Origin of the sequence: Streptosporangium sp. NPDC020145 (assembly GCF_040631275.1) — a bacterium.
Lineage (GTDB): Bacteria > Actinomycetota > Actinomycetes > Streptosporangiales > Streptosporangiaceae > Streptosporangium.
Genome location: NZ_JBEXZT010000042.1, coordinates 26396 through 51826 on the forward strand (window position 1 = coordinate 26396; position 25431 = coordinate 51826).

The following is a 25431-nucleotide window of genomic DNA, read 5'->3' on the forward strand; positions in this document are numbered from 1 at the left end:
ACGTCCGGCACTGACCCGGGCGTCCGTGGGCGCCTGGGCACGTCTGTGGGCGGCTGTGGGCGGGCTCCCTCAGCAGATGCGGGGCAGCGGGTCGCCGACCAGCAGGTCCACGATGCGGGTACCGCCGAAACCGGTCTTCAGCAGCACCAGCCCCGGGGGGTCCTGCCCGACGCGGCCGACGAGCGCGGCGCCCTCGCCGAGGGGGTGCGCGCGCAGGGCCGCCAGCGCGGCGTCCGCCACCGCGCCGTCGACCACGGCGACCAGACGTCCCTCGCAGGCCACGTAGAGCGGGTCGATGCCGAGCAGTTCGCACGCGCCGCGTACGGCCCGCCGTACCGGGACCGCGTCCTCCTCGACGACCACGGCGACGCCGGAGGCCCGCGCGATCTCGTTCAGGATCGTGGCGACCCCGCCCCTGGTCGCGTCGCGCATGCAGCGCACGGCGCCGGGGCAGGCGTCAAGGAGCGCGGCGGCCGGCCCGTTCAGCGGCGCCGTGTCGGAGACCAGGTCGGCCTCGATGTCCAGTTCGCCCCGGGCGAGCATGATGGTGACGCCGTGCTCACCGACCGGCCCGGAGACGATGACGGCGTCGCCGGGTCGCGCCCCCGCCACACCCAGGGCGCCGGGCCGGTCGAGCAGCCCGACCCCGGCCGTGTTGACGTAGCACCCGTCGGCCTTGCCGCGCTGCACCACCTTGGTGTCGCCGGTGACGATCCGGACCCCGGCCGCCTGCGCCGCCTCGGCCATCGACGCGACGACGCGCCTGAGGTCGCCGACGGGGAACCCCTCCTCCAGGATGAAGCCCGCCGAGAGGTACAGCGGGCGGGCGCCGCACATCGCCAGGTCGTTGACGGTCCCGTTGACCGCGAGGTCGCCGATGTTCCCCCCGGGGAAGAACAACGGGGAGACGACGTAGGAGTCGGTGGTCAGGGCCAGGCGCTGGGTGCCGGCGTCGAACACGGCGCCGTCCTCGAGCGGTTCGAGCAACGGGTTGCGGAAGGACTCAAGGAAGACCGCCTCGACCAGGGACTGGGTCGCCTTGCCCCCCGCCCCGTGGGCCATGGTGATGTGTTCCTCCCGCACCGTGGCCTTGCGGCGGCGTGCCCGGTCGACGCGTTCGAGGACCTGTTCCTCGCGGCCCGGCCGTACGGTCTGGTTCTCGTGTTCGCGGACCAGGGCCTCGGCCCAGGCCGCGGTTCCCTCGGCGCCGGTCACCGTGTCGCCTCCCGCACCCGTTCCCGGGAGAAACGGCCGAAGTTGTAGTAGGCCGCGCAGGCCCCCTCCGAGGAGACCATGCAGGTGCCGATCGGGGTCTCCGGGGTGCAGGCGGTGCCGAACACCTTGCACTCCCACGGTTTGAGCACGCCCTTGAGCACCTCGCCGCACTGGCAGGCCTTGGGGTCGGCCACCCGGACGCCGGGGATGCCGAAGATCTGTTCCGCGTCGTGGACGGCGTAGCGTTCCCGCATGCCGAGCGCGGAGTGGGAGATGAACCCCAGGCCGCGCCACTCGAAGTAGGGCCGCAGCCGCATCACCTGGTTGACGGCGGCGAGCGCCCTGGGGTTGCCCTCCCACGGCACGACGCGGGCGTACTGGTTCTCCACCTCGGAGCGCCCCTCGGCCAGTTGCAGCAGCAGCATGTAGATCGACTGCAGGAGGTCGAGCGGCTCGAACCCCGCGACGACGAGCGGTTTGCCGTAGTCACGGGCGATGAACTCGTACGGCCCGCAGCCGATGACCGTCGAGACGTGGCCGGGGCCGATGAACCCGTCAAGGCGCAGGTCCGGGGAGTCCAGGATGGCCTTGATCGCGGGGATGATCGTCACGTGGTTGCAGAAGACGGAGAAGTTGGTGATCCGCTCGGCCTCGGCGCGCATGACCGTCATGGCGGTCGAGGGAGCCGTGGTCTCGAAGCCGATCGCCATGAAGACGACACGTCTGTCCGGGTTCTGCCGGGCGATCTTGAGGGCGTCCAGCGGTGAGTAGACCATGCGGATCTCGGCGCCCTGGGCCATGGAGTCGAAGAACGAGCCCCGCCCGCCGGGGACCCGCATCATGTCGCCGAAGGAGGTCATGATCACATCTGGCCGCTCGGCGATGTGGATGGCGTCGTCGACCCGTCCCATCGGGATGACGCAGACCGGGCAGCCGGGGCCGTGCACCAGGGTGATGTTCTCCGGCAGGTGGTCCTCAAGCCCGTGCTTGTAGATGGTGTGCGTGTGGCCGCCGCAGACCTCCATGAACTTGTAGCGCCGCCCCGGTTCGCACAGGTTCGCGATCTTCGCGGCGAGGGCCCGCGCCTTCTCCGCGTCACGGTACTCGTCGACGAAACGCATCACGCCTCACCCCGGCCGATCGGATCGAAGGGGTCCAGCGAGGACTCCTTAAGTGCGGCGAGTTCGTCGTCGTACGCCTGGCCGATGCTCTCCAGGAACTCCATCGCGGCCTTCGCCTCGTCCTCGTCGATCTTCGATAGGGCGAAGCCGACGTGGATGAGGATCCAGTCGCCCGGCCTGAGCTCCTCGCCTTCGAGCAGGCCGACGTTGATCGCCCGCCGTACCCCGCTCACGTCGACCCTCGCGAGGTCAGTGTGATCCGCCAGGATCTCCACGATCTCCCCCGGAATCCCCAGACACATGGCTCACCACCTCCTCAAGCTCGATGGATTCGAGGGTCAGCTCGTCGCCGCCCAGCAGGTCGACGTCGGTGCTCGCGCAGCCACCGCACACGGCCAGCGCGTCGTAGGTCTCCCGGTCCTCGCCGCAGGAGCGGCAGGTGAGCCTGGCGGGCACCACGACCAGGTCCGCCGTGGCGCCCTCCGCCACGCTGCCCGGCGCGACCAGGGAGAACGCCTGGTCGAACGCGGGCCCGGTGATCCGCAGCATCGCCCCGGCCCGCACGCGCAGGCGCGCCACCTTGCGTCCCCGGGCCCTTCGCTCGACCGCGTCGAGCACCGCCTCGGCTATTCCGAACTCGTGCACGGCCCCGCCGCCTCTCGTGTCGGTCCTTCACCCCGGGTGGCCCGCGCGGGGCCGTACCGGCCGGTCACATCTCCCTCATCCGCTTGTAGCGCAGGATGTCGGGCAGGGAGACGGCGATCACGACCGCCACCCCCGCGGCGACCGTCAGCAGCAGCACTTTCCCGATCATGTCCTTCCCCTCTCGATACGCGCGGCGCCTGACGCCGCGACCTGTTCCGCGACCAGCTCCCGGACGAGTCCCGCGGCCACGGGGACCGCGTGGGCGACCGGTTCGCTGAGTCCCATGCCCGGCGAGGTGTCGGCGGGCTCGCAGCCGACGAGCAGGACCGGCTCGGTGGTGACGCCGAGCGGGCCGAACAGCGCGAACAGCGCGTCCGGCGTCATGCCGTGGGAGTCGCCGAGCGCCCCCATGAGGAGCGGCGTCTCGTCCCGGGCCCCCCGGTCGATGCCGGGTTCGATGACCGAAAGCGTCCCCGGCCGCTCCCCCCTGGGGACGGCGTCGAGGAGGATCAGGCCGTCGTACCCGGCCAGCAGCTCGTAGGCCAGGTGGACGCCGCGGATGCCGAAGTCGGCCACCACGGCGCCCTCCGGCGGCCCCTGCTCACCGAGCAGCTTGACGACCTCGACGCCGAACCCGTCGTCGCCGAAGAAGACGTTGCCGACGCCCGCCACCAGGATCCCGCCGCTCATCGGCCCTCCCCCTCCGCCGGGGCGCCGTCGAGCGGCTCGACCTCGTCCGGCGAGAAGTACAGGAAGCGGCCCTGGGCGCGTTGCAGGTCGGCTCCCGGGTCGTCCTCCAGGGTCACGGCCAGGTGGTGGGCGCCGTCCACGTCGAGCAGGACGGCCTCGACCGTCGCGGCCCGCCCGGTCAGGAACATGTCGTGGGCGTCCGCGCGGCGCCCGCCGGGCGCCCCCGGGCAGGCGCCCCCGCCGGGCAGCAGCCGGACCCTGCTGCCCCGGGCGAGGGTCACCCCCGCGACGACGACGCCGTCGCTCCCCGGGGAGACCGAGGTGTCCGCGCCGGGGTCCCACCACGGCACCGGCTGTCGCCCCTGTTCCTGCCGTACGGGCTCCGGCCCGCAGGAGCGCAGGTAGCGGATGGCGCCGTGCAGCCGTTCGAGCATCTCGCCCGGCATGTCCCCGGTCCGCTCGACGATGCGGGCGGCCCGCGGGTCGGTGGCCCTCGCCTCCCGCTTCTCCTCCTCGGTCAGGGTCATCGTCCTGAGGCTGAGGATCTCGTCGATCTCGGTGGCGTCGAAGAGGTCGCCGGGGCTCTCCGGGGCGACGGCCGGGTGGTCGTACAGGATGATCGGCGCCGAGAGCACGGCGTCGCGCCGTCCCGGCTCGCCGACGAGCACCGGCCAGGTGTGCAGGTTCCGGCAGGCGCGCGCCGCCTCTCCCGCCCATTCCGGCGGGTCGAGCAGGGACAGGAACTCCCCGCCCGTGACCGCGAGCAGCGTGTGGGCGGCGATCGGCGACCTGCGCAGCGCGTCGTCACGGCCCGCCTCCGGCCCCGGCTCCCAGTCGCAGGTGTTCTCCACCCGCACCCGCAGCCTGACCGGCCCGTACGGCCCGGCGAGCCGTTCGGCGCCGATCCGCACCACCACCTCGACCGGCAGGTGCTCGCGCACGACACGGCCTGCGGCCCGCCCCGAGGAGGCCAGGAGCGGCTCGGCCGTACGGCCCCCGGGAAAGCCCGCCTCCAGGGTCCGTCCGGCCCCGAGCAGCTCCGCCAGCGGCAGGACGGCCTCGCACTCCCGCTCGACGGCCTCGTCGAAGCTCAGGTGGGTCTCCTCGCCGATCCGCAGGGAGGGGACCGGCCGGTGGGCGCCGTCGGCTTCGAGCCGTTCGACGGTCCTGGCGACCAGGTGCAGGAAGCGCAGCCTGACGTGGACCGTCGCCTCCTCTCCCGCCTGGAGGAGACACTCGGTCTGGCAGCGGGACGGTTCGGCGGTCGCGGTGTAGCCGGGCGGCACGAGCACCCCGAACTGCCAGCGTGTCCGGTTCTTCGCGGCCGACGCCCGGTAGGGGTAGAGCAGGTAGCCCTCGTACAGCACGGTGTCGGCGACCTGCCGGGCGGTCTCCATCGGGGTGCTCATCCGGCGGCCTCCCTCGTCTGCGCGAGCAGCGCCCGCACGGTCTCGTCCCAGGTGGTCAGCGCCCTGGCGGACTTGAAGCGGCCGAGCTCGCGCAGGGTCTCCCGGTCGAGCCGCAGCCACCCCTGCCCGGGGAAGTGGCGGTCCATCAGCTCACGCCACACGGCCACCGGCAGCCGGTGGCGCGCCTCCCGGTCCCAGGGCACCTGCCCGGCGGACAGGCCCTGCGGGGTGCGGGTGAACACGGTGCCGCTGAACAGCAGGATCAGCGGGATCTCGCCGTCGTCGAGGGCCGCGAAGTACCTGGCCGCCGCGACCTCCAGGTCGTAGGTGACGGGCACCGGCAGGTCGATCTCGGTCTCGCCGGTGAAGCCGGGCACCGTGGCCGAGACGTTGGCGAACTGCAGCGCCGTGAGCGTGGTGCCCCAGCGGGAGGGGTCGCCGAACAGGTCGCCGAGCAGTTCGGCCTCCTGCGGCGTGTGGCGGCGGCGGCGCGGCTCGACGCGGATCTGGCAGCGCAGCACGGCGGCCTGCACCCTGCCGCCGTCCGGCTCGGTCAGGCGCAGCCGGAAGAGCAGCGTCGGGGCGGCCGCGAAGGGGTCGGGGCGGGCGTCCAGGCAGGAGAAGCCGAGGTCAGTCACGGTCCCCGCCCCCTTCACCGGCGGGCCCGCCGACGACCCGGCCGCGTTCACGCAGGTCCGTGAAGAAGGAGTCGATGGCCTCCCACGCCTCCTGCCCGCCGCCGAAGCCCTTCCACAGGGTCCTGACCAGGCCGACCAGCTCGTAGCAGGCGTCGATCGGCACCAGATGGCCCGCGAAGCCGTCCGGCCCCCGGTCGACGAGCAGCGCCTCGACGTCCGGTCTGACGCCGGCGAGGGCGGGGTTGGCCGCCAGGACCCGTTCCCAGGTCTCCGCGGGCAGTTCGGACTCGGTCGCCCCTCCGGGGCTCGGATAGAGGGCGACCGTACGGCCGAGTGCCGAGTTGCGGAAGAAGAACGCCATCCGCACGGGGATCCGCAGCTCCTGCCAGTCGGCCTCCGACAGGGCGAGGCGGGGTGCGTACAGGTGACGGCCCGGCACCGCGAGGAACCTGCCCATGGCCGCCCCCTCGGTGGTGAAGAGCAGGTGGCAGCCGCGGCAGGCGCACATCAGGGCGCGGCCGCCGACGTCCACCACGTGGGCGTGCCGTTCGCCGATCGGTTCGGCGCACAGCTCGCAGCACCGCGCCCCCGGGCTTACCGGCGGCCCGGGGACGGCCGGCTCCCTGAAGCGCCGCAGTCCCGTGCTCACCGCGCCACCGTCCCCGCCCCTGACCGCGCGCCCGGCTGTGCTCCCGGTTCCGGGACCGGGCACGGCCCGGGAGGCGGCCTGGTGCCTATCTGCAGCAGCGAGCCGTCCCCGGCTGCGCCCTCGGCCGCGACCTCGACCATGCCCTCGACCTCGACGCGGACCACCTCGGGGGCCGCCCCGGTCACCGCCCGCTCGATCGCGTGCCGCACCGTGATCCTGGAGGAGGGGCAGCCGTCGCAGGCGCCGCGCAGGCGCAGCCGTACCACGCCGGTGTCCTCCTCGACGGAGACGAGTTCCACGTCCCCCGAGTGGCCGCCCAGGTGGGGCCTGACCTCCTCAAGGGCGAGCCGTACCCGCTCGCCGGTGTCCAGCGGGTGCAGGTCGTGCACCGCCAGCAGCCCGCACAGCAGGGGGTCGCAGGTCACCCGGCGCAGCACCCCCGCGGCCTCCTCCTCCGTCACGATCTCCATGACGCGTTCGAGGCCCGCGCCGTACAGGCCGACCAGCGCCCGCACCAGTTCCTCGGCCCTGGCGCGGGCGAGGGGGTCGCCGAGCGCGGCCAGTTCGGCCAGCAGCTCCTCGACCCGCTCACCCGTCGCCTGCGCGCCGGTGGTCTCCGACATCCGCCCGCCCCCGTCTCAGGCGCCGAAGGCGTGCGGGGTGTGCAGCCTGCGCAACTCGCCACCGCCGCCGAGGTACATGTGGACCCCGCACGGCAGGCAGGGGTCGAAGCTGCGCACCGCCCTCATGATGTCGATGCCCTTGAAGCGCTCGGGCGGGTTCTCCTCGAAGATCGGCGTGTTCTGCACGGCGTCCTCGTACGGCCCCGGCGTGCCGTGGCTGTCGCGCACGCTGGCGTTCCACGGCGTCGGCGGATACGGGTGGTAGTTGGCGATCTTCCCGTCGCGGATCACCATGTGGTGCGAGAGCACCCCGCGGACCGCCTCGGTGAAGCCGCAGCTGACCGCCTCCTCGGGCACCGTGAACGGCGTCCAGGTGTCGCTGCGGCCCGCGCGCACCTCCGCCAGCCCCTGCTCGACGAAGTACAGCGCGCAGGCCGCGGCGTAGGCCTGGAAGTAGGTGCGCGCCCGGTTGCGTTCAAGGGCGTTCGACAGCGGCTGCCCGTTGTGCTCGGGGATCCTCCACTCGAAGCTCCTCTCCGGCTTCGTCGCGCTCTTGGGCAGGTTGATCTGCACGCTGTGCCCGGTGGCCTTGACGTAGCCGATGTCGACGAGCCCGGCGAGCGCCGTGGCCCACAGCCTGGCGATGGGGCCGCCGCCGGTGTCCAGGGCCAGCAGGTTCTCCCCGTCGTGCCAGCGCGGCGACATCACCCAGCTGTACTTGTCGGCGAAGTCCCGTTTCTGTGGGTGCGGGATGGTGTGCTGGTTCCACGGATGGCGGGCGTCGACCGGGTTGCCCAGCGGGTCGTGGGTGACGAACTTCTCCTGCCCCTCCCAGTCGTCGTAGAAGGAGCTGCCCAGCAGGATCCTGATGCCCAGGTTGATGTCCACCAGGTCTGTGGTCAGCAGCCTGCCGTCGACCACGACGCCCGGGGTGACGAAGGCCCGCCGTCCCCAGTCGCTCATCGTGCGGTAGTCGTAGTCGCAGTAGCCGGGGTCCTGGAAGCTGCCCCAGCAGCCCAGCAGGACCCGGCGCCTGCCGACCTCCTCGTAGCCGGGCAGCGCCGTGTAGAAGAAGTCGAACAGGTCGTCGTGCATCGGCACGACCTTCTTCATGAACTCCACGTACCGCATGAGCCGCGACAGGTAGTCGGTGAACAGCTGCACGGTCGCCACCGTGCCGACCCCGCCGGGGTACAGCGTCGAGGGGTGTACATGCCTGCCCTCCATCAGGCAGAACATCTCCCTGGTCAGCCTGCTCATCTGCAGCGCCTCGCGGTAGAACTCCCCTTCGAGCGGGTTGAGCGAGCGCATGATGTCGGCGATCGTGGCGTAGCCGTGCTCGCCCGCGTGCGGGGCCTCGGTGCGTTCGGCCGTCGCCAGCACGCCGGGGTTGGTCTCGGCGATCATCTTCTCGCAGTAGTCGACCCCCACCAGGTTCTCCTGGTAGATGTTGTGGTCGAACATGTACTCGGCGGCCTCGCCGAGGTTGACGATCCACTCCCCCAGCGCGGGCGGGCGGATGCCGTAGGCCATGTTCTGCGCGTAGACCGAGCAGGTGGCGTGGTTGTCGCCGCAGATCCCGCAGATCCTGCTGGTGATGAAGTGCGCGTCCCTGGGGTCCTTGCCCTTCATGAAGATGCTGTAGCCGCGGAAGATCGACGAGGTGCTGTAGCACTCGGCGACCCGGCGTTGCTTGAAGTCGACCTTGGCGTAGATGCCCAGGCTGCCCACGATCCTGGTGATCGGGTCCCAGGCCATCTCCACCAGTTCGCTGTCCCCCGGACCCGGTCCCGCCGCGGATTTCCCGGGTTTCGCGCCGCCCTGGTGCGGTGTCGTCGTCATGTCAGCCCCGTCCCGCCCGCGTGCGCGCGGGCCTGCCCTCGCCGTGTTCGTTACGCCCGTGTCCTGCCGGACATCGCGGGCCGATCACCCCGGTGCCGTTCACCAGGGCGCCCGGTAGCCGGTCAGCAGCTCGTGCCCCCGCCTGCGCCACTTCGGTTCCTTGTCCGCCGTCTTGAGGGTGATGGCGCGCAGCCTGCGGATCACCCCGCCGTAGGCGGCACTGGCCGTCGAGGAGATGAGCGCCCCCGGCGGCTCGTCCATGAACGGCATGAACTTGTCGGGGAAGCCCGGCATCGTGCAGGCGATGCAGATGCCGCCCACGTTCGGGCAGCCGCCGACCCCGTTCAGCCAGCCGCGCTTGGGCACGTTGCACTTGACGACCGGCCCCCAGCACCCGATCTTCACCAGGCATCGTGGCGAGCCGTGCTCGGTCGCGAACTGCCCCTGTTCGTAGTAGCCCGCCCGGTCGCATCCCTCGTGCACGGTGGCCCCGAACAGCCAGGTCGGCCGCAGGGCCTCGTCCAGCGGGATCATCGGGGCCTGGCCCGCGACCTGGTAGAGCAGGTACACGATCGTCTCGGACAGGTTGTCCGGCTGGACCGGGCAGCCCGGCACGTTCACGATCGGCAGCCCCGCCTTGGAGCGCCAGTCCCAGCCCAGGTAGTCGGCGACCCCCATGGCGCCGGTCGGGTTGCCCTCCATGGCGTGGACTCCGCCGTAGGTGGCGCACGTGCCGGCGGCCAGCACCGCGGTGGCCTTCGGAGCCAGCCGGTCGAGCCACTGGCTCGTCGTCATCGGCTGCCCGGTCTCCGGGTCGTTGCCGAAACCGCACCAGTAACCCTCCTGCTTGATCCCCTCGTTGGGGATGGAGCCCTCGACCACCAGTACGAACGGGTCGAGTTCGCCCCGTTCGGCCTTGAAGAACCAGTCGATGAACACGTCCGCCCCCTGCACGGGGCCGGACTCGAAGTCGATCAGCGGCCAGTGCACCGCGACCTTCGGCAGGCCGGGCAGCGCGCCGAGCACGATCTCCTCGATGCTCGGCTGGGTCGCCGCGGTCAGCGAGACCGAGTCGCCGTCGCAGCTCAGGCCCGCGTTGATCCACAGAATGTGAACGACCGGCTCTTGTGTTGTCTCCACGTTGGTCGCCTTCGACCCGCTCTGCGTGGTCATGCGCCTCACCACCTTCGCGGGCTCCTGCCCGCCGTCGGACGAGTGCTTGTCAGCCTGGGCCGCTCCCGGCCGGAGTCCCGTGCCGGGAGAGCGCGTGCTGGGTGAGCTCCCACAGCACGTGGTAGATGGTCGTCTGGGCCTCCTGGATGCGGTGCACCGAGCTCGACGGCACCACGAACAGGTGGTCGACGGTGCCGAGCTCGGCCATCTGACCGCCGTCGTAGCCCGCCAGTCCCACCGTGGTCATCCCCCGCCGGTCCGCCTCCTCGAAGGCGGCGACGAGGTTGCGTGAGTTGCCGCTCGTCGAGAGCCCGAACGCGATGTCCCCGGCGCGTCCCGAGGCGGCGAGCTGGCGGGCGAACACGACCTCGAAGCCGACGTCGTTCGACAGCGCCGTCATCACCGCGACGTCCCCGGTGAGGGCGAAGGCGGGCAGCGGTTTCGTGGCCCCGACGTCCGGCAGGAATCCGGGACTGAGGAACAGGGCGGCCACGTCCTGCGCGTCGGTCGCGCTGCCTCCGTTGCCGAAGGCGAACAGTCTCGCGCCGCCGGCGAAGGCCTCGGCCAGGGCCTCGGCGCAGGCGGCGATCCCGGCGCCGTCGCGGTCGAGCACCTCCCGGCGCAGGGCGACGATCTCACCGGCCTTCTCCTCCGTCGAGCGGCGCACCGCCGCCAGCACGGCCTCCAGGTCCGTCGGGCCCGCGTAGAGGAACGGGTACAGCGACTCGACCGAGGTGTCCGGCGCGCTCATGTGTCCACTCCCCTGAGTACGGCGATGGCCTCCCTGGCGTGCACGAGCACGACGTCGCCGACCTGGGCGTCGACCAGGGCGACGCTGATCTCCACCGTTTCCCGCCCGGCGCCCCGCCCGGCCTCCGCCACGGCCAGGCCCGCGTCGAGCAGCCGTACCACCCTGGCCGGCACCGCCTCGTCGGAGCAGGTCAGGCACACCTCCTCGTGGCACGGCTCAGGCGGGGTCCGGCCCCCGGCAGCGCCGCCCGCCGTGCCGCCCGCCCGCTCCCGGCCGGTCACGCGACCACCCTCGGGGCGAGCACGCCGGGCTGTTCGAGGAACACGTGCACCAGCTCCCACAGGACGTGGTACATCGTGACGTGCGTCTCCTTGACCACCCGGGGGTCGTGGGAGCGGGCGGCGAGCACGTGGTCGGCCGCACCGCTCTCCCGGATCGCCCCGCCGTCCCCGCCGACCAGCGCCAGCGTGAGCAGGCCGAGGGCCCTGGCGGTCTCCAGCGCCCTGAGCACGTCGGCGCAGTTCCCGGTCGCGGACACGCCGAGTGCCATGTCGCCGGGGACGGCCAGGTGGCGGAGCTGGTGGGCGAAGACCTCCTCGGCCCCCGCGACCGCGGTGATGCCGGTGATGGTCGCCACGTCGTTCGTCAGGGAGAAGGCAGGCAGGGCGCGCTTGCCCACGATCACCGGGTGGACGAACTCGACGGCGATGTGCTGGGCGTCGGTCGCGGCCTCCCCGCTGCCGAAGACGACGAGCCTGCCTCCGCCGTGGAAGCGTTCCGCCATGGCGTGGCAGGCCCCGGCCACCCGGCCCGCGTCCTCCGCCAGCGCGAGGGCAGGCTCGACCCGGCGCGCGAACGCGTCCTGGGCACGGGCCAAAGGCGTCTGGTCCACGACCGGTTCTCTCCCCTCGCGCCGGACGTCATCCCTGTCCTAACGACCGTACGGCGGGGCTACCTGGGCGGGAGAAAACGACAATCGGAGATTTCGCAAAGATAATTCGGGATGCCTGACATATTTCTCAACATCCCCGGAAGAACCCATGAAGGGATATCTCTTGAGGTTTTTCCCGCGAAGGAAGCGGAAAGAGAACCTGCCCCCGTACGGCGGTCGCACGGGGGCGGTCCCGTGCGACGGTCAGATCGGCGCCTCGACCCTGAGGATCTTCACGAACTCCCGCATCCAGGCCGGGTGGTCCGGCCAGGCGCGCCCGGTGACCAGGTTGCCGTCAATGTGCGCGGCGCTGTCGACCCAGGTGCCTCCCGCTACCTCGACGTCGGTCGCGCAGGCGGGGTAGGCGCTGCTCGACCGTCCCCGCAGGACCCCGGCCGCGGCCAGCACGAGCGGGCCGTGGCAGAGCGCCGCGATCGGCTTGCCCGCCTCGTCGAAGTGCCTGACGATCCGCTGGAGGTCGGCGTCGGAGCGGATGTACTCGGGCGCCCTGCCGCCGGGCACCACCAGGGCGGCGTACTCCTGCGGGTCGACGTCGGCGAAGGCCGCGTCGGCCGTCCAGGTGTGGCCCGGCTTCTCGGTGTAGGTGTCGAAGCCCTCGACGAAGTCGTGCACGACGAACTGCAGCCGCTTGACGCCCGGGGCGGCGATCGTCACCTCGTAGCCCTCCTCCTGCAGACGCTGGTAGGGATAGAAGACCTCCAGGTCCTCCGCGGCGTCGCCGGTGACGAGCAGGATCTTGGCCATGGCCGGGGCCCCTCCTGTGGTTCAGCTGGAAACGATGTCCTGCCGGTTGTGCCCGCTGGAATCGTTTCCCGACCCGGTTCCCCCCGGACTTCTTCGCCGCTCGCGCACCCTGCGTCGCGCCGCGGCGGCGACGTTGCGCGGCATCCTGCCGAAGATCAGGCCGTGGAAGGGCGACAGGGCGTGCCAGTAGAGGTGACCGGCCAGCCCGTGGGGGTGGAAGATCGCCCGCTGCAGGTACACGGTCTCCTCCCCGGCGCGGCCGACGCCGAGTTCGAGCCAGGCCAGGCCGGGCAGGCGCATCTCCGCCCGCAGCCGCAGCAGCCGTCCCGGCTCGACCTCCTCGACCCGCCAGAAGTCGACCGCGTCGCCGACGCGCAGGTGCCGTGGGTCGCGGCGGCCCCGGCGCAGCCCGACCCCGCCGACGAGACGGTCGAGGAAACCGCGGGCGCGCCAGGCGACCGGCAGGGAGTACCAGCCGCTCTCCCCGCCGACCGACTCGATCACCGCCCAGAGGGCCTCCGGCGACGCCCGGACGCGGCGGGCCCGCCGGTCGGTGTAGAGGCTGCCACCCGCCCAGTCGGGGTCGGTCGGCAGCGGGTCGCTCGGCGCGCCCGGCGTCGAGGCCGAGGACCAGCGGGTGGTGACCTTCGCCTCCCTGATCCGCCGCAGGGCGAGCGCGACGGAGTCACCGAAGCCGACGAGCCCTTCGGGCGGGTCGGGGATGTGACGGGCGATGTCGTGCTCGCGGCAGACGGTCTCGTTGCGCAGCGACTCGACCAGGGGCCTGGCGATGCCCGCGGGGACGGGGGTGACCAGCCCCACCCAGTGGCTCGACAGGCCGGGGCTGAGCAGCGGCACCGGGATGATGACGCGGCGGGGCAGCCCGGCGACGCGGGCGTAGACGCGCATCATGTCGGCGTAGGTGAGCACGTCCGGGCCACCGATGTCGAAGGAGCGGTTCACCTCCTCCTCGACCGACGCCCATCCCACGAGATAGCGCAGGACGTCACGGATCGCGATGGGCTGCGTCCTGGTCCGCACCCAGCTCGGCGTCGTCATCACCGGCAGCCGCTCGGTGAGGTAGCGCAGCATCTCGAACGACACCGAGCCGGAGCCGATGACGACCGCCGCCCGCAGCACCACGGCGGGCACCGGGGCGTCGAGGAGGATGCGCCCGACCTCGGCGCGGGAGCGCATGTGCGGCGACAGCCCCTGCCCGGGCGCCGGCTCGCGCCCGGAGGCCGGCCCGTCCTCGGGAATCGGCCCGCTCTCGGGGGTCAGCCCGCCGAGGTAGACGACGCGGCGCACCCCGGCCCGCGCGGCGGCGGAGGCGAAGACCGTGGCGGCGCGGCGGTCGGAGGCGGCGAAGTCCCTGCCTCCGCCCATGGCGTGGATGAGGTAGTAGGCGACCTCGACGCCGTCGAGGGCCCTGGCCGTGCTCTCCTCGTCCGTGGCGTCGGCCTGGACCGTCTCGACCCGGCCCGCCCACGGGTGGTCACGCAGCCGGGCCGCCGAGCGCGCCATGCAGCGCACCTCGTGACCCGCCTCCAGCAGTTCGGGCACGAGCCGCCCGCCGACGTATCCGGTCGCACCGGTGACAAGGCACTTCACTCGACCATGTTCGTACGGCGGGGCGCGCGCGGTTGCGACCCCGCGCCGCGTGTTACAGCTCTTCGCGGAGTTGGAGGAGCAGTTGCCTGGTGCGCCCGACCGGTTCGGCCTCGATGCACAGGCGCTCCATGACCTCCAGATAGCTGTCGACGTCGTCGCGCTTCTCCAGGTAGACCGCGCTGGTGAGCTGCTCCATGTAGACCACGTCGGGCAGGTCGGGCTGGGAGAAGCGCAGGATGCTGAAGGGCCCGCCCGCCGCGGCGTGACCGCCCACGCTGAACGGCACGATCTGGACGGTCACGTTGGGCAGTTCGAGCGAGTTCAGGATGTGGTCGATCTGGCCGCGCATCACCTCGGGCCCGCCGAGGGGACGGCGCAGCACCGCCTCGTCGACCACGGCCCACAGGCGGGGCGGATCCTGGGCGTGCAGGATGCGCTGGCGCGCCATGCGCAGCCGTACGCGCCGCTCGACCTCGTCCTCTGAGGCGCTGGGGTAGCCGAGCAGGACGACCGCCCTGGCGTAGTCCTCGGTCTGCAGCAGGCCGGGCACGAACTGGACCTCGTAGTTACGGATGACGGAGGCCGACTCCTCAAGGCCGACGTACGTCTCGAACCAGGAGGGCAGGACGTCGTTGTAGTTGTGCCACCACCCGGCCACGTTGGCCCGCTCGACCAGGCCGAGCAGCGCCTGGCGCTCGTCGGGGGCGGTCACGCCGTACAGGGTGAGCAGGTCGGCGACGTCTCTCACGCGGAAGCTGACCCTGCCCAGCTCCATGCGGCTGACCTTGGAGTGCGAGGCGCGGATGGTCCGACCGGCCGCCTCCAGGGTGATGTGGCGCTCCTCGCGCAGGCGGCGGAGCTGGGCACCGAGCACGATCCTGAGCACCGTCGAGCTGCCCCGCGGCACGGCCATCGAGGTCGGAGGGACCGGCTCGCCCTCTGCGTGAGGTGTGATCATCTGGTAGTCCTTCAAGCGCGGAACGCGAGCCCCCGCCCACTCTTTGTGGCGATCGCGAGCCTTCACGGTACCCCCGTCAAGCCCTCCCGGCCACCCAGAATTTTGTTCTTTCAGTCGGCCGCGGCGATCAGGTCGTCGAAGTCGCCTCCCTTGATCCCCCGGACGAAGGCGCCGAGTTCCCGGGAGGTGTAGATCAGGGCGGGCCCGAGGGGATCGCGCGAGTTGCGGATCGCCACCCCGCCGCCTGGAAGTACGGCCAGCTCAACACAGTTGCCGCTGGGATTGCTGAACCGGCTCTTGCGCCAGACGACTCCGTCCAGCAGGGCCGCCGACATGCCGTTGTGCAACTGACTCATCCTCGCCTCTCACCTGTCCAGGGAGGGAAACTCTCGTACGATCATACTTCTTTGTGCAGATGCACGTGCATCTGTACTTGCCTATGCACATCACGCCGTGCAAGATGACTAGACGGATTGCCCTCGCAACGCGATCGCCACGCCTCCCCAAGGTCGCAGATGACTGCTCGCCAAAGACATCAAGCCACATCCATCCGGACAGAGATCGGTGGGTGGGAACGGTGGTTGTCAATGCTTGATCACGTGCTCCCGCCGAGTGGCCTGCCGCCGTGGACGGAGGGCGAAGGCCAGTCGGCCCATCTCCAGATGGCCGCTCGCAGCCTTCTTCACGACCCCTACGCGGCCAGGACCGCCAGGGAGTTCACCTCGACCGCCCTGCGCGCCTGGCAGCTCGACCCGCTCATCGACGACACCGGCGTGGTCGTCTCCGAACTGGTCACCAACGCCGTACGGCACGGCGTCCGCGGGGTGGTCGGCACCCACCGGGTGCAGGAGGTCCGGGTGATCCTCTGCTGCACGGAGAACACGGTGCTGTGCGCGGTCACCGACCCCAGCGACCAGGGCCCGAGCCTGCGCGAGCCCGACTACGAGGCCGAGAGCGGGCGGGGGCTTCAGGTGATCCAGGGGATCAGCCAGACCTGGGGCTGGGCCCCGCTGGCCAGCCGCGGCAAGGCCGTGTGGGCCGCCTTCGCCCTCCCCTCGGGAGAGGGACGGCGTCTGGAGCCCTGCCACTGACATCGGCCCCGGCGGACCGGGACGTCGGTGTGGCATATCCGAAAACACCCTTTAAGTGCGTCAAATCACGAATGCCATGCGATAAATACTGAATAGTTATCACTTTTCTCCATTGCCAGGGAGTAGGCGTCTACCAATGGACGGCCTGATTCCTTAGTCTCACAGGCAACCGGGGAGGTGACGCATGAGCGACTCGGTCAGGCGGTTCCCGGCGGCTCTGGACACGAGCGTGCCGAACGTCGCGCGGATGAACGACTACTTCCTCGGCGGCAAGGACAACTTCGCCGCCGACCGCAGGGCCGCGGAACAGGTACTGGCCGTGGCCCCGGAGATCAGGACGATGGCCAGGGAGCGGCAGGCCTTCATCGCCCGCGCGGTCGGCTACCTCACCGGGCAGGGCGTGGACCAGTTCCTCGTGCTGGGCGCCGGGCTTCCCACGCGACGCAACGTCCACGAGGTCGCCCAGTCCCGGTTGCCCGGCGCCCGCGTGGTCTACGTCGCCGACGACCCGGTCGTGCTCTCCCACGCCAGGGCGCTGCTGGCGACCGACCCCAGGACCGCCGTCGTCATGGGGGACGCGCTCAGGCCGGAGGAGGTGCTCGCCGATCCCGACCTGCGGTGCCTGATCGATCCGGGCCGCCCCGTGGCCGCGCTGATCCCGCACACGCTGCAGTTCACCCCGGACGAGGACGACCCCTTCAAGAGCGTGGCGCTGCTGCGTGACTCGCTCGCCCCGGGAAGCCACCTCGTCCTCGCCCACGTGGTCTTCGACACCCGTCCCGAGGTCGCGGGGCCGATCGTCGCCGTCTACCAGCGGGCCCTGGGCAGGAGCGAGGACACCAGGCGCACCCGGGGACAGGTGCTGCGCTTCTTCGACGGGCTGGACCTGGTCGATCCCGGCCTCGTCCACCTGCGCCACTGGCGCCCGGACAATCCGCTCACCACACGGGGACCGGACAGGACGTGGGCGGTCGGCGGCGTCGGCCGCAAACCCACCACCTGAAAGACCCGGACAGCCCGGTGAGGGGCACCGGCGGCGGATGCCCCTCAGCCGTACGGCCGCCGGTCACTGCGGCGGGGTGAGCACCTTGTCGATGAGGTAGATGACGGCGTTCGCCGTGGGCAGGTTGCCGCAGACGACCTTGGCGTCGTTGACCGTGTACTCCCCGTTCTCCTGCTTCACGGTGAGCTTGCCGCCCTCAAGCGTCTCAAGCGAGCCGCTCTGCAGCTCCGAGGGCTTCACCTTGCCGGAGACGACGTGGTAGGTGAGGACCTTCTTGAGCTGGGCGGGGTCAGCCTTGAGCTTGTCCTTGACGTCCTGCGGCAGCGCGGAGAACGCCTCGTTGGTCGGCGCGAACACCGTGACGCCCTCGGAGGAGTTCAGCTGCTCGACCAGCTCCGACTTCTTGAGGGCCTCGGCGAGCTGGGACAGCAGAGGGCTCTGCTCGACGGCGGTCGCGACCTTCTCCTTGGCGATCTCGACCGGGCTGCCCGGACCGGTCTCGGGGAGCTTCCTGCAGCCCGGCCCGAAGGGCACGGCCGCGGCTCCCTCTGAAGGCCCCTCGGAGGGACCTTCGGAGGCGCCTTCGGACGGGCCCTCGGAAGGAGCACCCGAGGGCTCGACGGGAACCATCTCGGACGGTTCCGGCATGGGTGTGAAGGTGAGGACGGAACCGGCGGCGCTCGCCTGGGCGGCCACCGGGAGGGCCGCCAGGGCCACCGCGGCGAGAGCGGCTGCGAGAAGAGAGGACTTCACGTTGATCTCCTTGGTTGGACGGATGGGCCGCCCGGGCCCACCGGACGGGTCCCGATGCCTCATCGCTCTGTCGTAGATCAATGCCCCCTCCTTTCGCGACAAATGCCCCACTGAGTGAATCTTGACTACATATCTCCCATGTACCTCCAATAGTCACAGAAACCTGACACACCCCTACAGAGCACGCTTAAGCCTGTAGATCACGAATAATCAGGAGATCATTCTCTAAATGCGGTCATCTCCGCCGCGCGACTCCGGTGTTCACCCTGATCTCCCCGCCGAGCCGGAAGCCCTCGGCGAGCCTGAGGTCGTCCCCGCTCCAGAAACGTCCCGGGTCGTACCAGTTGGGCCTGCGGTCCGCGGGCAGCAGGCCCATGGCCTCGTAGGTCACGGCGACGACCTCGGCGCAGTAGGCGCTCTCCAGCGCGTCCTGCGAGGCGCCCCTCTTGAAGATCCTCGGCACCCTGCCGCGAATCCAGCGGCCCGCGAGCCTGGCCGTCGAGGGGAACGGCGTGCCGTCCAGAAGGGCGACCGTGCGCAGCGCCGCGTCCTCCATCTCCCTGGTGGCCTGCGGTTCGAGCTGGCGCAGCCACGCGCGCTGGCCGTACCGGGTGGCCCAGACGCCGACCGCGTCCCGCAGGTCGTGCAGCTGGACTCCGCGCTGGTTGGTCCCTGACCACATGTCGGGCAGCGACCGGCCGAGTTCCGCGTGCCACATCAACGGGGGCATGTCGTCGATGACGACGGACATTCCGACATGGTTGACCGGGCTGTTCGTCATGGTCTGAATGGCTCTGTCGGGGACGGTACGGCCGCGGAACAGCCATACGTCGCCGGTACGGGTCAGATCGACCGCCTCATCGAGGCTGATGCTCTTGCCGGACATTTCTGTAGCCTAGGCATATGCGGTGGTGGAAGATACTCGGTCTCGCCGGGGTGGCGGGCGTCGCGGCGACCGGCGTGGTGATCGCCAGAGCCGAGCGGCGGCGGCGCGCCTACACCCCCGAGGAGATCCGGGACCGCCTCCGCACCCGCCTCGCCGAGGGTTCGGGCGACGCCGAGGGCGGCGTGCCCGCGGAGGACCAGGCCTGACCGGTCTGAAGGCCGCGGGAGGACCGCCGGTGACGCCTGCCCACGGGGTCACGGGGTGGGTGCCGTCCGCCATGCTCAGGGCGTAAATCATGACTTTTCCGTGCACGACCGCTGCATAAAGCCGTCACGGACGACGCCGGAGAGAGAGGGTGGACGGAATCGGCCTGATCCCCGATGAGATGTGGAGGAAGACGTGACACCAGAGGTACCCGGCGGCAAGCGGGGAACCATGACTCTGGAGATCGCCGACGGGGTGCCGCTCACGCTCCTGCCGTACCTGCGTGAGAGCGCCGACAGACTGCTCCAGGACGCCGCGGGCCTGCCCGAGGCCGAACTGCGCGCCCCGTCACGACTGCCCGGCTGGACCCGGGCACACGTGGTCGCCCACCTCACGGCGGGCGCCGAATCCCGTTTCAGGCTGCTGGTCGCCGCGCGGACCGGCCTGCCCATCCCGCGCTACCCCGGAGAGCGCGACCGGGCCGAACAGGTCGAACGGGACGCCAGGGGCCCCGCGGCCGACCTCATGGAGCGGCTGCGCTCCTCGGTCACCAGGGTGCTGACCGCCATCCGCGAGCATCCCCGGGCCGCCTGGCGCCGCCCGGTCCGCTGGCCGGACGAGTCGGGGCGCCCCGTGCACGAGACGGTCTCCAGCCTGCTGCAGGAACTGGAGATCCATCACGTGGACCTGGGTACCGCCTACACGCCCGACGACTGGCCCGGCTGGTTCGCCGCCGACGAGTGCCGCAGGGTGGTCGCCGACCTGGCGGCCAGGCGCGACGTTCCCGGTATGCGGATCGTGGCGACCGACGGGGAGATCAGGCACGACTTCGGCCCCGGACCGCTCGTGACCGGCAGGAGCCGGGCGCTGCTCGCCTGGCTGATCGGCAGGAGCGACGGCGCCGGGCTCACGGTCAGCCCCGCGGGACCGCTGCCCGCTCCGCCTCCCTGGCTGCGGTGACGGCCCCTGCCACGCGACATCTCCCATGGTCGGGGTAAATAAGCATTTGCCAGAAATGACATGAGGAGATGACGATGACGCACGATCGCGCGGGGCAGCCGGCCCAGCCGTCCGACCTGGTCGACGTGGCCCGCCTGGTGACCGCCTACTACGCGCTGCACCCCGACCCCGGGGAGGCGGGCCAGCGGGTGTCCTTCGGCACCTCGGGCCACCGCGGCTCGTCACTGAACGCCGCCTTCAACGAGGACCACATCCTGGCCACCAGCCAGGCCATCGTGGAGTACCGCGCGGCCCGGGGGATCGACGGCCCGTTGTTCCTCGGTGCGGACAGTCACGCGCTCTCCGAGCCCGCGCGGGTGTCGGCGCTTGAGGTCTTCGCGGCCAACGGGGTGCGGGTCCTGGTGGACAGCCGGGACGGCTACACGCCGACCCCGGCGGTCTCACACGCCATCCTCACCCACAACCGGTCGGGTACGGCGGGCACCGCGGACGGCGTGGTCGTCACCCCCTCGCACAACCCGCCGACGGACGGCGGCTTCAAGTACAACCCGCCCAACGGCGGCCCCGCGGACACCGACGCCACCTCGTGGATCCAGGACAGGGCCAACGCGCTGATCGCCGACGGGCTGAAGGAGGTCAGGCGGCTGCCCTACGCCAGGGCGCTGGCCGCCGACACCACCGGCCGCCACGACTTCCTGGCGGCCTACGTCGACGACCTGCCCTCCGTGCTCGACCTCGACGCGATCAGGGAGGCGGGGGTGCGCGTCGGCGCCGACCCGCTGGGCGGGGCGAGCGTGGCCTACTGGGCCGAGATCGCGCAGCGGCACCGCCTCGACCTGACGGTGGTCAACCCGCTGACCGACCCGACCTGGCGTTTCATGACGCTGGACTGGGACGGCAGGATCCGGATGGACTGCTCGTCGCCGTACGCGATGGCCTCCCTCATCGCGGGCCGGGACGCCTTCGACGTCTCGACGGGCAACGACGCCGACGCCGACCGGCACGGCGTCGTCACCCCGGACGGCGGCCTGATGAACCCCAACCACTACCTCGCCGTGGCGATCTCCTACCTGTACTCCCACCGGCCGCACTGGCCCGCGGGCGCGGGCGTCGGCAAGACCATGGTGAGCAGCGGAATGATCGACCGCGTCGCCGCGGACCTGGGCAGGCGGTTGTACGAGGTGCCCGTCGGGTTCAAGTGGTTCGTCCCCGGGCTGCTCGACGGCTCCCTCGGCTTCGGAGGCGAGGAGAGCGCCGGGGCGTCGTTCCTGCGCCGCGACGGCTCGGTGTGGACCACCGACAAGGACGGCCTGATCCTGGCGCTGCTGGCCGCGGAGATCATCGCGACCACGGGACGCTCGCCGAGCGAGCACTACGCCGGCCTGGTGTCCCGCTTCGGCGACCCGGCCTACGCCAGGGTGGACGCCCCGGCGACCAGGGAGCAGAAGACGGTGCTCGCCGGGCTCTCCGCCGACCGGGTGACCGCCACGACGCTCGCCGGGGAGCCGATCACCGGGATCCTCACCTCGGCGCCCGGCAACGGGGCCGCCCTCGGCGGTGTCAAGGTCTCGACGGACAGCGCCTGGTTCGCCGCCCGCCCCTCGGGCACCGAGGACGTCTACAAGATCTACGCCGAGTCGTTCAAGGGGCCGGAGCACCTCGCGCTGGTCCAGGAGGCGGCCAGGGAACTGGTCTCGGAGACGCTCGGCTGAGCCGCCGGAGAGGACGGGGTCAGGGGAGGCGCCGCCAGCGGCGGACGCCGACCCACACCCCGGCGATCAGGCCGAACAGGACCGCCAGAACGTAGACGCCCCTGGTCGAGGCCTCGGAGACGTAACCGCTCCCCCCGACCAGGACCGCCATGATCAGTCCGCTCAGCACGCAGACCAGCGCCGCGGCGCCGAACCCGAACGCCAGGGCCCGCAACAGGCGCCCCGGCCGCCAGGTACGGCCCTGCGAACGCCCCATCACCGACATCAGGCGCTCGACGACGACCTCGGGGTCGTCGTCGAGCTGGCCCGCGGCGAACTCGGTGACGGGCGCGCCCCGTCCCGGTTCGCTCAGGTAGATCCACTGGCGCCCGTCGAGGAAGAGCGCGGCGTCACTGGCCCCGGGAAGGCGCAGCCGCAGGAACGGCGTGCCCTCGGGGAAACGCCTGAGCCGATGCCGGATCACGGGCGCGTTCGCGTCGAGCGCCGTCCCCAGGGCTCGCAGCGCCCGTTCCTCATCAGGGTCCTCCACCCGCGGGAACTCCCTTCGCGTGACCTCTCACACGGTTTGTTCCCAGCTCACAGCCCTGAACCGAATGTTTTCCAAGAAATACGATCATTCAGCCACGGAACGGTGGCACCGGAGCCACATGGGACCCCTACCCGGCGGGCCGGACGCCCAGGGCGGGGGCGAGTTCGGCGAGCTGGACGACCGCTCCGTCCAGGTCGACGGGAAGCGGCTGAAGGGCGACGTGGTCGGCTCCGGCGTCCAGGTGCGCCCTGACCCGCGCGGCGACGGTCTCCACGTCACCCCAGGCCACGATCGCGTCGACCAGGCGGTCGCTGCCGCCGTCGGTCAGGTCGTCCTCGCCGTAGCCGAGGTGCAGCAGGTTGTTGACGTAGTTGGGCAGCTTGAGATAGCCCGCCATGTGCTCACGGGCGATCCGCCTGGCCTCGGCGGGGTCGGTCTCCAGGACCACGGCCTGCTCGGGGGCGAGCAGGGGGCCGTCCCCGAGGATCTTCCTGGCGAGCACGGTGTGCTCCGGCGGCACGAAGTAGGGGTGGGCGCCGTCGGCCTTGTCCCTGGCGAGTTCGAGCATCCTGGGCCGCAGCGCGGCCAGCAGGCGGGGGGTGGGCGGCTCGGCGGCGAAGGGCAGCTCACCCGTCACGGCGTCCATCGCGTCGAGGTAGGCGCTCATCGCGGCCAGCGGGCGGGCGTAGTCGTGTCCCCGCTGGGAGACCAGGGGGGCGTGGCTGACCCCGATGCCCAGGGCGAACCTGCCCGGGTAGGCCTCGCCGTACGCCACGGCCCCGGCCGCCATGGCGGTCGCGTCCCGGACCCAGATGTTGGCGATGCCGGTGCCGACCACCACCCGCTCCGTCGCCGCCAGCAGGATTCCCGAGGTGGCGAACGCGTCCCTGGTCCCCGGCGCCTCGCCGAACCAGAGGGCGCCGTAGCCCAGCCCCTCGATCGCCGCCGCCGTCCGGCGCACGGCCGCCGCCTCGCCCCTGCCGAACAGCGGATGCCACACGCCGACCTGACCGATGCCCATGTTCTTCTCCGATCAACCCCGTGGAACGCGCGGGATCCGCTCCGGACCCCGTCCGCGCCCGCGTACGGCCGGGCGACGGTTTCCCGATCATCCCATGTTCGGTGAGGAAGATCACGCAGGGGCTCAGGCCTCGCGGGCGGCGGTGAGGTCGCCCCCGTGACGGTCCAGCAGGGCGTCGGCCTCGCCGGGGCCGACGCCCCGCTCGGCCACCAGAACCGCCGTCTTCACCCGCCATCCGGACGCCTCCAGCGCGGCGCGGGCCTCCTGCGGGCTCACGCCGGTGAGGTCGCCGACCATCCGCACCGCCCTGCCGGCGAGTTTGGCGTTCGTCACCGTCATCTCCACCATGCTGCCGCCGTGGGTGCGGCCGAGCCTGACCATCGTGATGGTGGAGATCATGTTGAGGACCAGCTTCTGCGCGGTGCCCGCCCTGAGCCTGGTCGAGCCCGCGACCACCTCGGGACCGACGACCACCTCTATCGGGTGCCGGGCCGCCCGGGAGAGCGCGGTGCCCGTGTTGCAGGTCAGCGCGACGGTCAGGGCGCCCCTGCGGCCCGCCTCGGTGAGCGCGGCCAGGACGAACGGGGCCCCTCCCCCGGCGGAGACGCCGACCACCGCGTCGAGCGCGCCGACCCGCCGGTCCGCGATCGCCCCGGTCCCCGCCTCCGCGTCGTCCTCGGCGCCCTCGACGGCGCGGCTCAGCGCGGGCTCGCCGCCCGCGATGACGCCCTGGACAAGTCCGGGGTCGGTGCCGAAGGTCGGCGGGCACTCGGCGGCGTCGAGCACGGCGAGCCTGCCCGAGGTGCCCGCGCCGACGTAGAGCAGACGGCCTCCCGCGCGCATCCTGGCGACCACGGCGTCGATCGCCGCGGAGATCGCCGGGATCGCCCCGGCCACCGCGGCGGGCACGGTCGCGTCGGCGGCGTTCATCAGCCGGGCGAGCTCCTCGGTGCCGAGCCGGTCGATCCGGTCGTAGCGCGGGTCGCGCCCCTCGGTCGGCGCATCACCGGTCACGGCCGCCCAGCTTCCTGCGGTAGAGCCAGAAGACGCGTTCCGCGCGTGCCCCGACCGCCCTGGAGTAGAAGCGGAGCGGCCCGACCCAGGAGATCTGCGCATCGGTCAGGCCCGAGTCCCGCTGCTCGGCCAGGCAGCGGCGCAGCAGCACCTGGCCGACGCCGAGTCCTCTGGCGGCCTCCGCGACGCCCGTCGGGCCGAACCAGGCGGGCCTGGTGCCCCACGCGGCGAAGCCGATGATCTCGCCGTCGCGGGAGGCGTAGTGGCAGCCGGACGCCTGTGCCGTCTCCCAGGCCCAGTCGCCGCCCCAGTGCGTTTCGACGAAGGCGGTCACGGCTCCGGCGTCCTGCCGGGTGGCCCGGCGCACGGTGACGCCCGCCGCCGCCAGTCTTTCGAGGTCGGCCTCGACGGACAGGTCCCCGGTGAGGTCGGCGGTCATGTTCCAGGCGGTGTCGTACCGTTCGTAGCCGAGACGCTCGGCCAGGCAGGCGGCGGGGGTGTAGCGCACGTCCACGCCGGGCCAGGCGTAGCAGGGCGGGTTGCCCGCGAACCTCGCCTCGGTCGCGCCCTGACCGCGCAGCCACTCCTCCGCCGCCCCGACCAGCGCCCTGCCCCTGCCCCGCCTCCCGACGCCGGGGGCGACGGCCAGCAGGTCGATGTGCCCGTCGGAGGTGGTCGCGGACATCGAGGCGAACAGCACCCCGTCGAGGTCCTCGGTCACCAGCGCCGTCCATCTGCGCTGCCTCGGCGGACGCAGCAGCCTGGCGACGAGCAGGGGCGCCTCCCGGGCGTCCAGTGTGAGCGCGGCCCGCGCGACCTCGCCGACGGCCACCGCGTCCGCCGCGGTCATCTCCCGGACTCCCCGTTCTCCCACCGGCCCCTCCCCCGCCTCGCACCGCTCCCGCCGCTCGTACGGCGGGCCCGATGACCTGCGTCGATCATACGAAGCGCGGGGCCGTAGCGCCCGGTCCGGCCGTGCGGTACGGCCCGCGCCTCCCTGTCCGGACGCACGAACAACCTTCCGCTCTTCGGTAAACCTGACGAATTCCGCTGACCCCGACCTGTCATACCGTCGCGATAACCACGCATCGAAGGGTTGGCACGTGTCCGCTGATCTACATCACCGCGCCGTCGTCGCGGATACCCACAACGACCTGCTGATGGCGGTCACCGCGCGGCCGCCCCACCGATGGGCCTCCTTCTTCCGCGACCGATGGCTGCCCCAACTCCACGAAGG

At 71.7% G+C, this 25431-nt stretch carries 29 protein-coding genes; 5 read left to right on the top strand and 24 right to left on the bottom strand.

Translation table 11 applies throughout. The features are described 5' to 3' along the window. Window positions 1–69: 69 nt before the first annotated feature. The 18 genes from hypE to ABZ463_RS39155 form a co-directional block, all read right to left on the bottom strand. Window positions 70–1215: a hydrogenase expression/formation protein HypE gene (hypE, locus tag ABZ463_RS39070; protein ID WP_352016496.1), complete on the bottom strand. Its 1146-nt coding sequence runs from the start codon at window positions 1213–1215 to the stop codon at window positions 70–72. After that, the gene (gene hypD / locus ABZ463_RS39075; protein WP_352016497.1) at window positions 1212–2336 is read right to left on the bottom strand and encodes a hydrogenase formation protein HypD; all 1125 of its coding nucleotides are present in this window, start codon (window positions 2334–2336) and stop codon (window positions 1212–1214) included. The genes hypE and hypD overlap by 4 nt, the downstream gene beginning before the upstream one ends. Then, complete coding sequence (locus tag ABZ463_RS39080) at window positions 2336–2638, bottom strand: HypC/HybG/HupF family hydrogenase formation chaperone (RefSeq protein ID WP_362784710.1); 303 nt, start codon at window positions 2636–2638, stop codon at window positions 2336–2338. Before ABZ463_RS39080 ends, hypD begins: the two co-directional genes overlap by 1 nt. After that, window positions 2586–2981: a hydrogenase maturation nickel metallochaperone HypA gene (locus ABZ463_RS39085; RefSeq protein ID WP_352016499.1), complete on the bottom strand. Its 396-nt coding sequence runs from the start codon at window positions 2979–2981 to the stop codon at window positions 2586–2588. Before ABZ463_RS39085 ends, ABZ463_RS39080 begins: the two co-directional genes overlap by 53 nt. Before the next feature lie 165 nt (window positions 2982–3146). Continuing rightward, window positions 3147–3671, bottom strand: coding sequence for a hydrogenase maturation protease (locus tag ABZ463_RS39090; RefSeq protein WP_362784714.1), 525 nt, complete (start codon window positions 3669–3671; stop codon window positions 3147–3149). Next, entirely contained in the window at window positions 3668–5080 is a 1413-nt protein-coding gene (locus ABZ463_RS39095) for a hypothetical protein (protein WP_362784717.1), read from the bottom strand. Before ABZ463_RS39095 ends, ABZ463_RS39090 begins: the two co-directional genes overlap by 4 nt. Next, window positions 5077–5718: a DUF6084 family protein gene (locus tag ABZ463_RS39100; protein WP_352016502.1), complete on the bottom strand. Its 642-nt coding sequence runs from the start codon at window positions 5716–5718 to the stop codon at window positions 5077–5079. Before ABZ463_RS39100 ends, ABZ463_RS39095 begins: the two co-directional genes overlap by 4 nt. Then, window positions 5711–6367 (bottom strand): DUF5947 family protein, encoded by a 657-nt coding sequence (locus ABZ463_RS39105; protein WP_352016503.1) that lies wholly within the window; start codon window positions 6365–6367, stop codon window positions 5711–5713. Before ABZ463_RS39105 ends, ABZ463_RS39100 begins: the two co-directional genes overlap by 8 nt. Further along, the gene (locus ABZ463_RS39110) at window positions 6364–6990 is read right to left on the bottom strand and encodes a NifU family protein (RefSeq protein WP_352016504.1); all 627 of its coding nucleotides are present in this window, start codon (window positions 6988–6990) and stop codon (window positions 6364–6366) included. Before ABZ463_RS39110 ends, ABZ463_RS39105 begins: the two co-directional genes overlap by 4 nt. 15 nt (window positions 6991–7005) lie before the next feature. Further along, entirely contained in the window at window positions 7006–8832 is a 1827-nt protein-coding gene (locus ABZ463_RS39115) for a nickel-dependent hydrogenase large subunit (protein ID WP_352016505.1), read from the bottom strand. Between the two features lie 99 nt (window positions 8833–8931). Next, window positions 8932–10005 (bottom strand): hydrogenase expression protein HypE, encoded by a 1074-nt coding sequence (locus tag ABZ463_RS39120; protein ID WP_362784722.1) that lies wholly within the window; start codon window positions 10003–10005, stop codon window positions 8932–8934. Window positions 10006–10054: 49 nt separating this feature from the next. Beyond that, window positions 10055–10756 (bottom strand): SIS domain-containing protein, encoded by a 702-nt coding sequence (locus ABZ463_RS39125; protein WP_362784725.1) that lies wholly within the window; start codon window positions 10754–10756, stop codon window positions 10055–10057. After that, a complete protein-coding gene (locus ABZ463_RS39130; protein ID WP_362784727.1) occupies window positions 10753–11037 on the bottom strand; it encodes a HypC/HybG/HupF family hydrogenase formation chaperone in 285 nt (94 codons plus the stop codon). The genes ABZ463_RS39125 and ABZ463_RS39130 overlap by 4 nt, the downstream gene beginning before the upstream one ends. Further along, a complete protein-coding gene (locus tag ABZ463_RS39135) occupies window positions 11034–11648 on the bottom strand; it encodes an SIS domain-containing protein (protein ID WP_352016509.1) in 615 nt (204 codons plus the stop codon). Before ABZ463_RS39135 ends, ABZ463_RS39130 begins: the two co-directional genes overlap by 4 nt. A gap of 243 nt (window positions 11649–11891) precedes the next feature. Next, window positions 11892–12452 carry a DJ-1/PfpI family protein gene (locus tag ABZ463_RS39140; protein WP_362784731.1) on the bottom strand — a complete coding sequence of 187 codons (561 nt, stop codon included), beginning with the start codon at window positions 12450–12452 and terminating at the stop codon, window positions 11892–11894. A 21-nt stretch (window positions 12453–12473) separates the two neighbouring features. Next, a complete protein-coding gene (locus ABZ463_RS39145) occupies window positions 12474–14063 on the bottom strand; it encodes an SDR family oxidoreductase (protein ID WP_362784734.1) in 1590 nt (529 codons plus the stop codon). A 52-nt stretch (window positions 14064–14115) separates the two neighbouring features. Continuing rightward, entirely contained in the window at window positions 14116–15021 is a 906-nt protein-coding gene (locus ABZ463_RS39150; protein ID WP_362784736.1) for a helix-turn-helix transcriptional regulator, read from the bottom strand. Window positions 15022–15131: 110 nt separating this feature from the next. Next, window positions 15132–15377 carry a DUF397 domain-containing protein gene (locus tag ABZ463_RS39155; protein ID WP_352016513.1) on the bottom strand — a complete coding sequence of 82 codons (246 nt, stop codon included), beginning with the start codon at window positions 15375–15377 and terminating at the stop codon, window positions 15132–15134. 231 nt (window positions 15378–15608) lie between these two features. On the opposite strand from ABZ463_RS39155, the gene ABZ463_RS39160 reads away from it, so the two are divergent. After that, window positions 15609–16112 (top strand): ATP-binding protein, encoded by a 504-nt coding sequence (locus ABZ463_RS39160; protein ID WP_352016514.1) that lies wholly within the window; start codon window positions 15609–15611, stop codon window positions 16110–16112. A gap of 184 nt (window positions 16113–16296) precedes the next feature. Beyond that, a complete protein-coding gene (locus ABZ463_RS39165) occupies window positions 16297–17115 on the top strand; it encodes an SAM-dependent methyltransferase (protein WP_362784741.1) in 819 nt (272 codons plus the stop codon). Between the two features lie 63 nt (window positions 17116–17178). Here ABZ463_RS39165 and ABZ463_RS39170 read toward each other — a convergent pair whose 3' ends face one another. Both ABZ463_RS39170 and ABZ463_RS39175 read right to left on the bottom strand, forming a co-directional pair. Beyond that, window positions 17179–17868 (bottom strand): fasciclin domain-containing protein, encoded by a 690-nt coding sequence (locus tag ABZ463_RS39170; protein ID WP_362784743.1) that lies wholly within the window; start codon window positions 17866–17868, stop codon window positions 17179–17181. A gap of 235 nt (window positions 17869–18103) precedes the next feature. Beyond that, window positions 18104–18754, bottom strand: a complete 651-nt coding sequence (locus ABZ463_RS39175) for a hypothetical protein (protein WP_352016517.1) — start codon at window positions 18752–18754, stop codon at window positions 18104–18106. A gap of 17 nt (window positions 18755–18771) precedes the next feature. On the opposite strand from ABZ463_RS39175, the gene ABZ463_RS39180 reads away from it, so the two are divergent. The 3 genes from ABZ463_RS39180 (at window position 18772) to pgm (ending at window position 21630) form a co-directional block, all read left to right on the top strand. Beyond that, on the top strand, window positions 18772–18960 hold the full coding sequence (locus ABZ463_RS39180) for a hypothetical protein (RefSeq protein WP_352016518.1): 189 nt from the start codon (window positions 18772–18774) through the stop codon (window positions 18958–18960). Between the two features lie 193 nt (window positions 18961–19153). Next, the gene (locus tag ABZ463_RS39185; protein WP_352016519.1) at window positions 19154–19918 is read left to right on the top strand and encodes a maleylpyruvate isomerase family mycothiol-dependent enzyme; all 765 of its coding nucleotides are present in this window, start codon (window positions 19154–19156) and stop codon (window positions 19916–19918) included. A 74-nt stretch (window positions 19919–19992) separates the two neighbouring features. Next, window positions 19993–21630, top strand: coding sequence for a phosphoglucomutase (alpha-D-glucose-1,6-bisphosphate-dependent) (gene pgm, locus ABZ463_RS39190; RefSeq protein ID WP_352016520.1), 1638 nt, complete (start codon window positions 19993–19995; stop codon window positions 21628–21630). A 19-nt stretch (window positions 21631–21649) separates the two neighbouring features. Here the strand turns inward: pgm and ABZ463_RS39195 are convergent, their stop codons facing one another. The 4 genes from ABZ463_RS39195 to ABZ463_RS39210 form a co-directional block, all read right to left on the bottom strand. Beyond that, on the bottom strand, window positions 21650–22159 hold the full coding sequence (locus ABZ463_RS39195; protein ID WP_352016521.1) for a hypothetical protein: 510 nt from the start codon (window positions 22157–22159) through the stop codon (window positions 21650–21652). Window positions 22160–22286: 127 nt separating this feature from the next. Then, a complete protein-coding gene (locus tag ABZ463_RS39200; RefSeq protein WP_362784749.1) occupies window positions 22287–23180 on the bottom strand; it encodes an LLM class F420-dependent oxidoreductase in 894 nt (297 codons plus the stop codon). A 123-nt stretch (window positions 23181–23303) separates the two neighbouring features. After that, window positions 23304–24194: an N-acetylmuramic acid 6-phosphate etherase gene (gene murQ / locus ABZ463_RS39205; protein ID WP_362784752.1), complete on the bottom strand. Its 891-nt coding sequence runs from the start codon at window positions 24192–24194 to the stop codon at window positions 23304–23306. After that, entirely contained in the window at window positions 24184–25044 is an 861-nt protein-coding gene (locus tag ABZ463_RS39210) for a GNAT family N-acetyltransferase (RefSeq protein ID WP_362784755.1), read from the bottom strand. The genes murQ and ABZ463_RS39210 overlap by 11 nt, the downstream gene beginning before the upstream one ends. Window positions 25045–25431 lie beyond the last annotated feature (387 nt).